This is a genomic window from Intestinimonas timonensis (assembly GCF_900626145.1).
Taxonomy (GTDB): domain Bacteria; phylum Bacillota; class Clostridia; order Oscillospirales; family Oscillospiraceae; genus Intestinimonas; species Intestinimonas aquisgranensis.
Window position 1 is genome coordinate 1 of the sequence record NZ_LR130835.1, and the last position, 13,853, is coordinate 13,853.

The 13,853-nt window shown below is 60.8% G+C and carries 12 protein-coding genes and 1 pseudogene; 6 read left to right on the forward strand and 7 right to left on the reverse strand.

What is annotated here, in order from left to right:
- On the reverse strand, positions 1 to 294 hold a 294-nt coding region (locus E0E29_RS17340), incomplete at its 3' end, for an acyl-CoA dehydrogenase family protein (protein WP_130850999.1).
- Between the two features lie 307 nt (positions 295 to 601).
- Between E0E29_RS17340 and E0E29_RS17345 the strand changes: the two genes are divergently transcribed.
- Positions 602 to 2,011, forward strand: a complete 1,410-nt coding sequence (locus tag E0E29_RS17345) for a sigma-54 interaction domain-containing protein (RefSeq protein ID WP_130851000.1) — start codon at positions 602 to 604, stop codon at positions 2,009 to 2,011.
- A 269-nt stretch (positions 2,012 to 2,280) separates the two neighbouring features.
- Here the strand turns inward: E0E29_RS17345 and E0E29_RS17350 are convergent, their stop codons facing one another.
- Positions 2,281 to 3,429, reverse strand: a complete 1,149-nt coding sequence (locus E0E29_RS17350) for an acyl-CoA dehydrogenase family protein (protein ID WP_165449974.1) — start codon at positions 3,427 to 3,429, stop codon at positions 2,281 to 2,283.
- A gap of 406 nt (positions 3,430 to 3,835) precedes the next feature.
- Between E0E29_RS17350 and E0E29_RS17355 the strand changes: the two genes are divergently transcribed.
- Both E0E29_RS17355 and E0E29_RS17360 read left to right on the forward strand, forming a co-directional pair.
- Positions 3,836 to 4,261, forward strand: a complete 426-nt coding sequence (locus tag E0E29_RS17355; protein WP_130851002.1) for a MarR family winged helix-turn-helix transcriptional regulator — start codon at positions 3,836 to 3,838, stop codon at positions 4,259 to 4,261.
- 193 nt (positions 4,262 to 4,454) lie between these two features.
- Positions 4,455 to 4,655 (forward strand): alpha/beta-type small acid-soluble spore protein, encoded by a 201-nt coding sequence (locus E0E29_RS17360; protein WP_130851003.1) that lies wholly within the window; start codon positions 4,455 to 4,457, stop codon positions 4,653 to 4,655.
- Positions 4,656 to 4,758: 103 nt separating this feature from the next.
- On the opposite strand, the gene E0E29_RS17365 is transcribed toward E0E29_RS17360, so the two are convergent.
- Genes E0E29_RS17365 through E0E29_RS17375 form a run of 3 tightly spaced genes read right to left on the reverse strand, consistent with a single transcriptional unit; the run spans position 4,759 to position 7,780 of the window.
- Positions 4,759 to 5,901, reverse strand: coding sequence for an acyl-CoA dehydrogenase (locus E0E29_RS17365; RefSeq protein WP_130851004.1), 1,143 nt, complete (start codon positions 5,899 to 5,901; stop codon positions 4,759 to 4,761).
- A gap of 53 nt (positions 5,902 to 5,954) precedes the next feature.
- A complete protein-coding gene (locus E0E29_RS17370) occupies positions 5,955 to 6,959 on the reverse strand; it encodes an electron transfer flavoprotein subunit alpha/FixB family protein (RefSeq protein WP_130851005.1) in 1,005 nt (334 codons plus the stop codon).
- Between the two features lie 17 nt (positions 6,960 to 6,976).
- Entirely contained in the window at positions 6,977 to 7,780 is an 804-nt protein-coding gene (locus E0E29_RS17375) for an electron transfer flavoprotein subunit beta/FixA family protein (RefSeq protein WP_130851006.1), read from the reverse strand.
- Positions 7,781 to 8,146: 366 nt separating this feature from the next.
- On the opposite strand from E0E29_RS17375, the gene E0E29_RS17380 reads away from it, so the two are divergent.
- The 3 genes from E0E29_RS17380 (at position 8,147) to E0E29_RS17390 (ending at position 10,521) form a co-directional block, all read left to right on the forward strand.
- On the forward strand, positions 8,147 to 8,998 hold the full coding sequence (locus E0E29_RS17380; RefSeq protein ID WP_130851007.1) for a transporter substrate-binding domain-containing protein: 852 nt from the start codon (positions 8,147 to 8,149) through the stop codon (positions 8,996 to 8,998).
- A gap of 85 nt (positions 8,999 to 9,083) precedes the next feature.
- The gene (locus tag E0E29_RS17385; RefSeq protein ID WP_130851008.1) at positions 9,084 to 9,722 is read left to right on the forward strand and encodes an amino acid ABC transporter permease; all 639 of its coding nucleotides are present in this window, start codon (positions 9,084 to 9,086) and stop codon (positions 9,720 to 9,722) included.
- A 13-nt stretch (positions 9,723 to 9,735) separates the two neighbouring features.
- Positions 9,736 to 10,521 carry an amino acid ABC transporter ATP-binding protein gene (locus E0E29_RS17390; protein ID WP_130851009.1) on the forward strand — a complete coding sequence of 262 codons (786 nt, stop codon included), beginning with the start codon at positions 9,736 to 9,738 and terminating at the stop codon, positions 10,519 to 10,521.
- A 53-nt stretch (positions 10,522 to 10,574) separates the two neighbouring features.
- Here the strand turns inward: E0E29_RS17390 and E0E29_RS17395 are convergent, their stop codons facing one another.
- Together E0E29_RS17395 and E0E29_RS17400 are read right to left on the reverse strand one after the other, a co-directional pair.
- Positions 10,575 to 11,201, reverse strand: a complete 627-nt coding sequence (locus E0E29_RS17395) for a single-stranded DNA-binding protein (protein WP_130851010.1) — start codon at positions 11,199 to 11,201, stop codon at positions 10,575 to 10,577.
- Between the two features lie 121 nt (positions 11,202 to 11,322).
- Positions 11,323 to 13,683: pseudogene (locus E0E29_RS17400) on the reverse strand (vitamin B12-dependent ribonucleotide reductase); the annotation flags it as partial.
- Positions 13,684 to 13,853: the final 170 nt, after the last annotated feature.

Below are 13,853 nucleotides of genomic sequence, written 5' to 3' on the forward strand. Positions count from 1 at the left end.
GTGCTTGAGGAAGATGTCGTTGACCAGGGTGTGGACGGAAATGACCTCGGCGGTGCTGGCGCACTGCTTGGCCAGCTCGGAGACCACCAGCACCTTGCACATGGTGTCCAGCTCGGGGCCGCCGTAGGCCTCGGGCACGTTCAGGGCGGTGAAGCCGATCTCCGCCATCTTGGCAATGATCTCCTTGGGAATCCGCTCCTCCTGGTCGATCTGGGCCGCGATGGGCGCCAGCTCACTCTCGGCAAAGTCCCGGGCCAGCTGCTGAATGGTGCGTTGATCGTCCGTTAAGCGCATAGAAATGACCTCCTTGTTTTTCAGCCGGCGGGAGATACGTCCCGCCAATATTGTTTCATACGAACTATATGCCAGAATTGTGCCAAGTTTGTGGCAATAAGAGAGAAGGAGCAAAAGTTTTCCAAAACCCCGGTATAGGGGGAAAACAGGTCACTACCGGGAAAATATATGGGGGTACCATACGCCTGCGCGGGAAAATGGCTGTATCCATTTTGCAATTGTGCGTCAAAATTTCCACAAATTTGCTTGCAACCGGCTCCCGGCTGTGCTATAACCGGAGTAGAATACGGGACCGGGAGGAAGCGTCATGACAGAGGATCACAGATACCGCCTGATCTTTGAAGAATTCCTGGACAAGACGGAGGATGGCTTCATCGTGGTGGACCGGGATGGCGTCATCACCGACATCAATCAGAATTATTGCGATTTTTTGGCCAAACGCAGGGAGGACGTGGTGGGACGGCCCATTGGCTCGGTCATCACCACCACCTCCATGTACGATGTTCTGGCCCGGCGGCATCGGGGCGACGGGGGTAGCGGCGTATACATCCAGCCCTATGGACAGGGGGAGACCCGGGATGAGGCGGAGGTGTACGCCGTAGCCAACCGGTTTTGTGTCTTTGATGAGACAGGGGAGCTGATCGGCGCGGCGGCCCATATGAAATTCCGCCAGCGGGCCGTGGATACCGCCCGGGAAATCACCGAAGCCGAGCTGCGCTACTACAAAGAGGCCTACCAGGAAAGCCTCTCCAGCGCCAGCGGGTTTTCCGACCTCATCGGAAAGGACCCCAAGCTGCTGGAGCTCAAGCGGGCGGGGACACAGGCGGCTAAGACGGACTTTCCCGTTCTCATCACCGGGGAGACGGGCACCGGCAAGGAGGTGGTGGCCAAGGCCATCCACCTGGAGAGCGACCGCCGGAATGGCCCCTTCGTGGCCGTCAACTGCGGGGCCATCCCAGACAACCTGCTGGAGTCCGAGCTCTTCGGCTATGAGGAGGGGGCCTTCACGGGGGCCAGGAAGGGGGGCAAGCCGGGAAAATTTCAGCTGGCCAACGGCGGCACCCTCTTCCTGGACGAGATCGGAGACATGCCCTTCCCCCTTCAGGTCAAGCTGCTGCGGGTCCTCCAGGACCAGAAGGTGGAGCGGGTCGGCGGTGAAAATCCCATCCCGGTGGATGTGAGGATCGTGGCTGCCACCCGGCAGGATCTGCAGCAGATGATGGCCGAGGGCCGGTTCCGGGAAGACCTCTACTACCGGTTGGCGGTCATCAACATCGAGACCATCCCCCTGCGGGACCGGCCGGGAGACGTGCTCCTCCATGCAGGGTGCTACCTGAATGAGCTCAACCGGCGGTACAAGACCCACATCCTCCTCTCCGACCGGGTAAAAAGCTGCCTGCGGGCCTACCCGTGGCCGGGAAACGTCCGGGAACTACAGAACGTGATCGCCGGCGCCTATGCCTCCTGTGACAAGGTGCTGATCGATGTGGAGGATCTGCCTCCCAAGGTGGCTTTGCGGGCGCCCGCGGCGCAGTCCGCCGGAAACAGCTGCCTGGCCGACATGGTGGATGCCTACGAGGCGGAGATCATCCGCCAGGCCCTGCGCCGGAACGGACAGAACGTCCGGGCGGCGGCCCAGGAGCTGGGTGTGGAGCGGAGCCTGCTCTACAAAAAGATGCGGCGCTTTGGAATCACCATTCAGAGGGTGCTGCGGTAAAAGCAGAAAAACAAACAGCCGTCCCGCTCTTCAGCATGAGCGGGACGGCTGTTTGTTTTTTTCCGGTCCGAAGCAGGCCGTAAAACGGCGTGTGGGAAATGCTGGACCAGAGTTTGGCGCCTCTGTGCCGGGCAGCGAGACAGGGTCACCTCGGTGGGATCTGCCCGGGCACATTGCGGCGGCCAAAAGGAGGGAGCGAACAGCAGTTCATATGCCTGCTGAAGGCGACAAACTGAGCCGGGATCTGCCGGCAGGGTAGGAAGAAATGCTTACTTCAGGTTCATGGAGCCGGAGATGACCATCTTCATGACCTCGCTGGTGCCCTCGTAGATCTCGGTGATCTTGGCATCGCGCATGAAGCGCTCCACGGTGTACTCACGGGCATAGCCGTAGCCGCCCAGCAGCTGCACGCAGCCGCGGGTGACCTCGTTGGCCACGTCGGAAGCCATCAGCTTGGCCATGGCAGCGTAGACATTGTAGGGCTCGCCCTTGTCCTTGGCCACGGCGGCACGCCAGGTCATCAGACGGGCGGCGTCAACCTTGGTCTGCATCTCAGCCAGCTTGAACTGGGTGTTCTGGAAGGAGGCGATGGTCTTGCCGAACTGGACGCGCTCCTTGTCGTACTTGATGGCCTCGTTGATGGCGCCCTGGGCAATACCCACGGACTGAGCAGCGATGCCGATACGGCCGCCGTCCAGAGCCTTCATGGCCATCTTGAAGCCCTTGCCTTCCACGCCGCCCAGCAGGTTCTCGGCGGGCACGCGGACGTCCTCATACACCACGGCGGCGTTGGAGGCAGCGCGGATGCCCATACGGGGGATGTCGGGGGTGACGGTGATGCCGGGGGTGTTCCGGTCCACCAGGAAGGCGGACATGCCCTTGTGAGCGGGCACGGACTTGTCGGTCAGAGCGAAGACAAGGAAGGTGTCGGCGAAGCCGGAGTTGGTGGTGAAGATCTTCTCGCCGTTGATGACATACTCGTCGCCGTCCTTCACGGCCACGGTGCGGGCACCGGCCACGTCAGAACCAGCGCCGGGCTCGGTCAGACCGAAGCAGCCAATCTTGGAGCCGTCGGCCAGGGGGCGCAGCCACTTCTGCTTCTGCTCCTCGGTGCCGAACTCCTCGATGGTGGAGGCGCACAGAGAGGTATGTACGGAAAGGGTGATGCCGGTGCTGGCATCGACCTTGGACATCTCCTCCATGCACAGCACATAGGAGAGCACGTCGCCGCCGGCGCCGCCATACTCCTCGGAGAAGGGGATACCGAAGAAGCCGCAATCCTGCATCTCCTTCAGCAGGCCGCGGTCATACTCCTCCTTCTCGTCCATCTCGTGGGCGAGAGGCTTGACACGCTCTTCGGCAAACTTGCGGTACATGTCCTGGAGTTCCTGGTGCACAGAGTCGAGGGTAAAGTCGATCATGATAGGTACCTTCCTTTCAAAAAAATGTTGATAATCTGCCATTGCCAGTTCTATTATTTGTGGAACTTGCCTATCGCACACAGTATAGCACTCCCATGTAGTTCTGTCAACAAAATATTTTGAGTAAGTATATTTCGGCAAAATGAAATTTATGCATAAAAAGAAAGAGAAAAAGAAGGATTCTGAATAAAATGAACAGAATCTGCGAAATGTGTCTATTTTCAGGAGAAAAAGAAAAGATACTGGCATTTTATATCTTTGTGTGATATAATACTTTACTATCTAAGTGTATTTTAGCGGTGGCTCCGGGAGGAAAGAACGGTTCCGGTAGGTGTGGGAGCCGGTCTGTTAGGGGAGATACCGCACGTTTTAAAAGGAAAACTAAACAAAGGTGATTCGTGACATGGAACTGCAAAATTGTATCAACTACCTTCTGACCACGGCGCAGCATGAGGTATTCCAGACCTTTTCCGCTGGTCTGACCCAATTTAACATCACTCCGGGCCAATATGGTGTGCTCAGCTGTCTGTGGCAAAACGGCTCCTGTACGCCCAAGGAGATCGCCCAGATTCTGAGACTGGAGAACTCCACCATCTCCGGCGTGCTTGACCGCATGCAGAAGCGGGGACTCATTGACCGTGTGGTGGACCCCAACGACCGCCGCAGCGTTCGCGTGGTGCCCACGGAGGAGGGAAGCAGCCTGAAGGACGATGTGCTCCGGCTCATCGATGAGCTCAATGCCGAAATTCTGAGCGGCTTCACAGCTGAGCAGCGGAGTACCCTGCTCAGCTGTCTCCAGCAGATCAGTAAGCTGGATACGCAGGTCTGAACATAAGACACATAACAGGGCCCGCGTCACTGTGCTCTTTTCGCAAGAGTATCTGTGACGCGGGCCCTGTTTTCAGATGTGGGCGGAAACTGGTGATTTACACAAAATATGGTTCACATAGAACTGAGCGCTGGGGTAATGCTATGTCTGGATTCCCAATCCAACAAAAAAACAGTGAAGGAGATGCATTCTTATGTCCAGCAACAACAGCAATCAGCCTGTGGTCCCCAGCGCCCGTGAGGCCATGAACAAGTTCAAGATGGAGGCTGCCCAGCAGGTGGGTGTCAACCTGAAGCAGGGCTACAACGGCGACCTCACCAGCCGTGAGGCCGGTTCCGTCGGTGGCCAGATGGTTAAGAAGATGATCGAGGCCTACGAGAACGGCATGAAGTAAAGCCCTCCCATAGAGGGGCGGCGCAGAGCTGAAATCAGCCGCGTATAAAAAGCGGGTCCGTACCACTGGTACGGACCCGCTTTTTGTGTTGGTGGGAATTTTCTTACTTCACGCCCATCCAGCCGGAGATGACCATCCGCTGGACCTCGGAAGTGCCCTCGTAGATCTCGGTGATCTTGGCGTCACGCATGTAGCGCTCGAAGGGATACTCACGGGTGTAGCCGTAGCCGCCGATGAGCTGCAGGCAGCGACGGGTCACGTCGGAAGCGGCCTCAGAGGCATACAGCTTGCCCATAGCAGCCAGGTGGCTGTAAGGCTCGTGATCCTGCTTGGCCTGAGCGGCGCGATAGATCAGCAGACGGGCAGCGTCCACCTTGGCCTGCATGTCGGCCAGCTGGAACTGGGTGTTCTGGAACTGGCTGATGCGCTTGCCGAACTGCACGCGCTCCTTGGTGTACTTCACGGTGTCGTCGATGGCAGCCTGAGCAATACCCAGAGCCTGAGCACCGATGCCGATACGGCCGCCGTCCAGGGTGGTCATAGCGATCTTGAAGCCCTTGTTCAGCTCGCCCAGCAGGTTCTCCTTGGGAACGATGCAGTCCTCAAAGACCAACTCGCAGGTGGAAGAGCCGCGGATACCCATCTTCTTCTCGTGAGCGCCGACCTTGAAGCCGGGGAAGCCCTTCTCCACGATGAAGGCGGAGATGCCCTTGGTGCCCAGGCTCTTGTCGGTCATGGCGAAGACCACGAACACATTGGCGAAACCGGCGTTGGTGATGAAGATCTTGGAGCCGTTGAGCACCCAGTGATCGCCCTTGTCCTCAGCGACGGTCTTCTGCATGGCAGCGTCGGTGCCGGCACCGGGCTCGGTCAGACCGAAGGCGCCCAGCCACTCGCCGGAGGCCAGCTTGGTCAGGTACTTCTGCTTCTGCTCCTCGGTGCCGTACTCGCTGATGGGCCAGCAGCACAGAGAACTGTGAGCGGAAACCATGACAGAGGTGGTGGCGCAGTGCTTGGCCAGCTCCTCGCACACGCCGATGTAGTTGACATAGCTCAGGCCGGCACCGCCGTACTCCTCAGGATAGGCAACACCCATCATGCCCATGTCAGCCAGTTTGTGCCAGGTCTCCTCGGGGAAACGCTCATTCTCGTCGATCTCAGCGGCAATAGGGGCGACTTCCTTCTCACAGAAGTCGTGCAGCATGTCCAGAACGTCCTGCTCATCGGGGGTAAAATGGAAATTCATGAAAATCCCTTCCTTTACTTTAAGTAAAATATCCCAACACGGGCAAGGGCTGATCAGGCCCGAGCCTTCTTGATCTCCTCAGTGAGAACGGGGAGGACCTCAAACAGGTTGCCCACCACGCCGTAGTCGGCGATGTCGAAGATGGGGGCCTCGGGGTCCTTGTTGATGGCAACGATGCAGTCGGAGCCGCTCATGCCGGCCACGTGCTGAATGGCGCCGGAGATGCCGCAGGCGATGTACAGCTTGGGGCCGACGGTCTTGCCGGTCTGGCCAACCTGGTGAGCGTGAGCAATCCAGCCAGCGTCAACAGCGGCACGGGAAGCGCCCACAACGCCGCCCAGAGCGTCAGCCAGAGCCTTCACGGGCTCGAAGCCCTCGGGGCCGCCCACGCCACGGCCGCCGGACACGATGATCTCAGCGCCCTCAAGGTCAACGTTCTCGCCGTCAGCTTCCTTGATGAGCTCGAGGATCTGAGTGCGGATGTCCTTGGCGTCGACATGGATGTCTTCCTTGATGATCTCGGCCTTAGCCTCGCCGGCATCGCTCTTCTTGAACACGCCGGGACGGACGGTGCCGATCTGGGGACGGTTGTCGGGGCAGAGGATGGTAGCCATCAGGTTGCCGCCGAAAGCGGGACGGGTCCAAGCCACGTTGCCGCTCTCCTCGTCGATGTCCAGAGCGGTGCAGTCGGCGGTCAGGCCGGTGTGCAGACGGCAGGACACGCGGGGGCCCAGGTCACGGCCGTTGTTGGTGGCGCCGATGAGCATGCTGGTGGGGCCGTACTTCTCCACCAGGGTCACCAGAGCGATGGAGTAAGCGTCGGTGGTGTAGTGAGCGTACTCGGGGCCCTCAACCACGATCACCTTGTCGGCGCCGTGCTCGGAAGCGGCCTTCACAGCAGCGTCCACGTTGTTGCCGATGACCACGGCCACCAGAGCGCCGCCCTGCTTGCCGGCCATCATCTTACCAGGAGTCAGCAGCTCGATGCCGACGTTCTTGGCAGTGCCGTCCTCATTGGTCTCTACAAATACCCAAAGATCCTTGGTCTTAGCTTCCATTGTAATCTCCCCCTCCCTTAGATAATGCTGGCATCGCTCAGCAGCTGGAACAGCTTCTTAGCGGAATCCTCAGCGGTCTCTTCCTTGATCTTCACGCCGCCGCTCTTCTTCTGGGGCACGAAGGTCTTCTTAACCTTGGTGGGAGAGCCCTTCAGGCCGGCCTGAGCCAGGTCGATGGTGGGCAGATCCGCCGCGGTCAGGGTGGGGATCTCAGCGCGGTTGGCAGCCATCTTGCGCTTAATGGTGGGGTAACGGGGATCCCAAGCGGGCTTGGTGAAGGTCACAACGGCGGGCATCTTGGCGGCGATGACTTCAACGCCCTCCTCGACTTCCTTCTTCACCTTGATGGTGTCGCCGTCAACCTCAGCCTCCAGGCCGTAGGTCACCTGGGGATAGTTCAGGTGCTCAGCGATCTCGGGGCCGACCTGGGCGGTGTCGCCGTCGATGGCCTGCTTGCCGCAGAAGATCACGTCGAACTTACCCTCCAGCTCCTCCACCTTCTTGATGGTCTCGCTGATGATGTAGCTGGTGGCCAGGGTATCGGAACCGCCGAAAGCACGGTCAGACACCAGGTAGGCCTTATCGGCGGCGATGGCCAGGCACTCCTTCAGAGCGGCCTTAGCCTGCTCGGGGCCCATGGAGAGCACCACGATCTTGGCACTGGGGTCCTTGTCCTTGATCCGGGCAGCGGCCTCCAGAGCATAGCCGTCAAAGGGGTTGACGATGCTGGGCACGCCTTCGCGGATCAAGGTGTTCTTGACCGGATCGATCTTGATTTCGGTCGTATCCGGCACCTGCTTGACGCAAACAAGCATGTTCATTTCTGTTTCCTCCTATTACGTTTTTTGAGACCGGCACAAGGCCCGTCCCATGGCGTTTTTCAAGCCCGCGCCCACGGATGGGCGCACCTGTCCAAAGCCATTTTTCCCGTAAATCATCATATACCGGGGCGACCGGATTGTCAATCGAAAAAGCATTGGTGCTACCACAATTTTAGTAATTTCTTAAAGTGAGCACGGCGATCTTTGTCATTTCGCACAAAGAGCAGGGTATAAAACTAGGCAACCCAACCGTAGCGCCAGAAGGCCTACTTTCCTCTTTACATTAGCGATTTATCGTGGTAATATGTTAAAGCAACCGGCGAAGTCCGGTGTCACAACACAATCATAAACGGAGGATCTGAAACCATGAGAAAGAAACGTCTGGCTGCCTCTCTGCTGGCCCTGTCTCTGTGCTTCTCCCTGGCCGCCTGCTCCGGCGGCAGCTCCGCCACTCCTGCTCCTGAGAGCGATGCTCCCGAGACCACTGCTCCCGTCGAGACCGACCGCGGCGAGAGCGATCTGGACTATGTCCAGACCAAGGGTACCCTGGTGGTGGGCATGACCGACTTTGCCCCCATGGATTACAAGGACGAAAACGGTGAGTGGATCGGCTTCGACGCCGACATGGCCAAGGCCTTTGCCGAGAGCCTGGGTGTGGATGTGGAGTTCCTGGAGATCAACTGGGACAACAAGCTCATGGAGCTGGACACCAAGGGCATCGACGTCATCTGGAACGGCATGACCATCAACGATGAGGTAGAGGCCGGCGCCTCCGTCTCCGAGCCCTATTGCCGCAACGGCCAGGTGGTGGTGGTCCCCGTGGATAAGGCGGAGGACTACCAGACTGTGGAGAGCCTGAGCGGCCTCAACTTCGCTGTGGAGAACGGCTCCGCCGGCGCCGAGCAGCTGGATGCCCTGGGCCTCAGCTATGTGGCCAAGACCACCCAGGCCGACGCCCTGCTGGAGGTGGCCTCCGGCGCCTCCGACGCCTGCGTCATCGACCTGCTGATGGCAGGCGCCATGATCGGCGAGGGCACAAGCTATCCCGATCTCACCTACACCGTGCAGCTCAACGATGAGGAGTACGGCGTGGCCTTCCGCAAGGGCTCCGGCCTGGTGGACGCCTTCAACGAGTTCTGGGCCTCCGCTTACGCCGACGGCACCGTCATGGAGACTGCCACCACCTATGGCGTGCAGGAGTCTGTCATCGAGAAGTAACAACGGAACAACGCACATTCTGCGGGAGTGAGGCAGAGAGTTATATGGCTCTCTGCCTTTCCCTGACTATAGAGAGGAAAAGCCTATGCTGCTGTCTGTATCCCTCACGCTGCTGGAGGGGCTTGTAGTCACCCTGGAACTCTTTGCCCTCACCCTGCTCTTTGCCCTGCCTCTGGGCCTCATCATCTCCTTCGGCTCCATGAGCCGGTGCACTCCCCTGCGCGCGGTGGTCAAGACCATCGTCTGGATCGTCCGGGGCACTCCGCTGATGCTCCAGATCATGATCGTATTCTATGGCCCCGGCCTGATGTTCGGCCTGCCTCTGCTGCCCAGGTTCACCGCAGCGGTGGTGACCTTCGTCATCAACTACGCCTGCTACTTCTCCGAGATCTTTCGGGGCGGCATCCAGGGGGTGCCCGTGGGCCAGCGGGAAGCCGGTCTGGTGCTGGGTATGACCCGGTCCCAGATCTTCTTCAAGGTCACCCTGCTCCAGGTCATCAAGCGCATCGTTCCGCCGCTGGGCAACGAGTTCATCACCCTGGTGAAGGACACCGCTCTGGTGCGGGTCATCTCGGTGTACGAGATCATCTGGATGGGTGAGTCCTACATCAAAAAGGGCATGATCTGGCCGCTCTTCTACACCGCCGTATTCTACCTGGCCATCAGCGGTATTCTCACCCTGCTGCTGGGCTGGTGCGAGAAGAAGATGGACTACTTTAAGTAAGGAGGTTTGCCCCATGCCTATTCTGGACGTACAGCACATCGAAAAACACTTTGGGGCGACCCGGGTGCTGGAGGATATCAGCTTTTCCCTGGAGCAGGGCCAGGCCCTGGCCATCATCGGCTCCTCCGGCTCCGGCAAAACCACCCTGCTCCGCTGCCTCAACTTCCTGGAGAAGCCCGATCAGGGCAGAATCCTGGTCAATGGGGAGAAGCTCTTTGACGCCGCCGACCCCGCCACCCACCGGGAGGAGGAGGTGCGGAAAAAGCGGCTCCACTTCGGACTGGTCTTCCAGTCCTTCAACCTCTTTCCCCAGTATACCGCCCTCCAGAACGTCACCCTGGCCAAGGAGCTTCTGAGCCAGGAGCGGCCCGACTTCAAGCAGAACAAAAAGGCCATTCTGGAGGAGATCCGGGAAGAGGGCCTGTCCCTCCTGGCCCAGATGGGCCTGAGCGACCGGGCGGGGCACTATCCCCACCAGCTCTCCGGCGGCCAGCAGCAGCGGGTGGCCATCGCCCGGGCCCTGGCCCTGAAGCCTGATATCCTCTGCTTCGACGAGCCCACCTCCGCCCTGGACCCGGAGCTCACCGGGGAGGTGCTGCGGGTCATCCGGGGGCTGGCCGAGCAAAAGACCACCATGATCATCGTCACCCACGAGATGGCCTTTGCTCGGGACGTGGCCGACCAGGTCATCTTCATGGACAGCGGCGTGATCGTGGAGCAGGGATCTGCCCGGACGGTCATTGAGCACCCCACCCAGGAGCGGACCCGGCAGTTTTTGGCCCGGTACGCCGAGCAGTGACGGAACTGTTCTTATTTTAAGGAAGGGACGCGGAAGTGTCCCTTCCTTTTCGTTTAGCCGGAGGCGACGGCTGGGGCTGTGGGCGTCAGGGTGGTCACCGACACCTCGAAGGCGGTGCGCTCCTGGGTGACCCCGCCCACCACCTTCTGGTAGAGCCGGCTCTGGAGCCGCCCCTCCAGCTCCACGCAGTCCCCCACGGCGAGACCGCCGCACCGCTGGGCCAGAGCGCCCCAGGCGATACAGGGCAGGTAATCCGCCCGGCCGTAGCGCCGGTTCATCGCCAGCATCAGGTCACAGATCTCCCGGCCCAGAGGGGTGCGCCGCAGCACCGGAGGCTTGCACAGCACCCCGGAGAGGGTGAGCTGGTTGCAGGGGGGCTCCTCCGTGTCGGACAGGGCACGGGCCAGCAGGGTGATGACCAGCCGGCTGCCGGGGCCGGTGCGATTGTTGAAGGTGCGCACCTCACCCGTCACCTCCAGCCGCCGGCCAGGGGTCGGGGGGCACTCCGTCAGCAGGGGCTGCGGGACCACCACGTTGAGCCGGTCCTCCGTGCCCGACAGGCGGGGGACCGACAGGGGAAAGACAAAAAAGTCCACGCCGTGATTGGTGTGGGAAAAGACCGGCTCCGCCGCCGCCGTCCCACGCAGGACGGCGTGATTTTCATTCCAGGATGTCCGCATATACTACACTCCACCTCTCCTTGGTTCCTGGAAGCATGTATATGCGCCCTTGTCCCACGCTATGACGACAATGCCCCCGGAGCTTGTGCTCCGGGGGCATTGTTATAGGATATAGGAAAACTCAGCCGCACTTGGAGTAGCCGCAGTTCCGGCAGGTGACGCAGCCGCCCTCATGCTCCAGAGGGCTGCCGCACTCGGGGCAGAACTTGGCCAGCTTGGCCTCGGCGGGGGTCATGTCCGGGCTGACGGGACCGCGGGCGCCCTGGGGACCGCCGGGCAGGGGAGCCGCCGGGGCGGCGTGGATGGGGGCCGGGCAGGGAGGCAGGGGGGCGTTGGTCTGGGCGGTCTTCATGACCTTCTCGATGGCCTTGGCGATGGCGTCGGGGCAGGAGGTCACAGGTACGCCGGGCTGGCGCAGGCAGGAGGGGCAGCGAATGCCCTTGAGCTGGGTGATGATCTCGTCGCTGTCCACCCCGGCGCGCAGGGCGATGGACACCAGGCGGGCGGTGGCCTCCGACTGGGAGGGGCAGCCGCCGGCACGACCGGTGTTGGTGAAGACCTCACAGATGCCCTGCTCATCGTAGTTGACGGTGATGAAGAGCTTGCCGCAGCCGATCTTCACCTTCTCGGTGTAGCCCATGGTGACGTCGGGCCGGGGCCGGGGCAGGATGGAGCCGTTGCGCAGCAGGCAGGCGGTGGAGTCGCAATTGGATTCCAGCAGCTTCTCCACGTGGTCGGGCAGAGTCTTGTCCTCGGCCTTGCCGTCGTTGACCTTGCCGATGTTGAGCACCTGCTCGTCCCGGCTGCCGTCCCGGTAGATGGTGGTGCCCTTGCACCCCAGCTCGTAGGCCAGACGATAGACCTCGGCCACCTCCTCCCGGGTGGCGGCGTTGGGGAAGTTCACCGTTTTGCTCACGGCGTTGTCGGTGTACTGCTGGAAGGCGGCCTGCATCTTCACGTGCCAGATGGGGGAGACGTCATGGGCGCACACAAAGACCTTCTTCATGTCCTCGGGGATGCCGTCCACGTGGGCCAGGGTACCCTGCTCCACGATGGCCTGCATCAGCGCCTCGGAGTAGAGGCCCCGGCGGGTCAGCTCCTCCTTCAGGATGCCGTTGGTCTCGATGAGGTGGGTGCTGTCCATGACGTTGCGGATATAGGCGTAGGCAAAGACCGGCTCCACGCCGCTGGACACCCCGGCGATGATGGACAAGGTGCCGGTGGGGGCGATGGTGGTGACGGTGGCGTTGCGGAGAGGCTTGCCGTCCTTATAGATGCTCTCGTTGAAGAGGGGGAAGGCGCCCCGGATGGCGGCCAGGTCCTCGCTGGCCTGGTGGCCGATGGTCTGCACCAGCTCCATGACCTCACGGGCCATGGCCACGCCGGCGTCGGAGTTGTAGGGGATGCCCATGTAGAGGAGCATATCGGCAAAGCCCATGACGCCCAGGCCGATCTTCCGGGTCAACTTGGTGACCTTGTCGATCTCGGGCAGGGGGTACTGGTTGACCTCGATGACGTTGTCCAGGAAGTGGACGGCGGTGCGGATGGTCTTTTCCAGCTTCTCCCGGTCCAGGACGTAGCCGCCGGCGGTCTTCTTCAGGTGGTTGACCAGGTTGATGGAGCCCAGGTTGCAGGCCTCATAGGGCAGCAGGGGCTGCTCGCCGCAGGGGTTGGTGGACTCAATCTCGCCCTGGCTGGGGCAGGGGTTGTCCCGGTTGAGCCGGTCCAGGAAGATGATGCCGGGCTCACCGGTGCGCCAGGCGGAGTCCACGATGGACTCAAAGACCGCCCGGGCGTTGAGCCGGCCAGTGATCTTCTTGGAGGCGGGGTCCACCAGGTCGTACTCCCCGCCGGACTCCACCGCCGCCATGAAGGCCTCGGTCAGACCCACGGAGATGTTGAAGTTGGTGATCTCCTTAGTGTCGTTCTTGCAGGTGATGAAGTCCATGATGTCGGGGTGGTCCACCCGGAGGATGCCCATGTTGGCGCCCCGGCGGGTGCCGCCCTGCTTCACCGCCTCGGTGGCGGCGTTGAACACCTTCATGAAGGAGATGGGACCGCTGGCCACGCCGCCGGTGGAGTTCACCGTGGAGCCCTTGGCCCGCAGCCGGGAGAAGGAGAAGCCGGTGCCGCCGCCGCTCTTGTGGATGAGGGCGGCGTTCTTGATGGCGTCAAAGATGTCCTCCATGGAGTCGGCCACCGGCAGCACAAAGCAGGCCGACAGCTGACCCAGGGGCCGGCCGGCGTTCATCAGGGTGGGGGAGTTGGGCAGGAAGTCCAGGTTGGTCATCAGATGATAAAAGGAGGCGGCAGTGGCCGCGGTGTCCGCCTGGGGGTCAAAATGGGTGTCGGCGGCGGCGATGGCGTCCGCTACCCGGTGGAAAAGCTCCTCCACGGTCTCGGTGGGTTGACCCTGCTCATCGCGGATCAAATACCGGCGCTCCAGTACTGCCCTGGCGTTCTCACTGATCGGCATAATTGTCGTCTCCTCTTTCGTTTTTCATTTTGCTCTATCTGTAGGGGAGGATAGGGTCCTCCCGCTAAACGCGCACTACATATTGTATCAGAGAAAATGATGAAGTCAATATATCGTTTTAGACGAAAAAAACGGAGGGGATCTCCCCTCCGTTGCCGGAACCCTTAGAGCCAGAC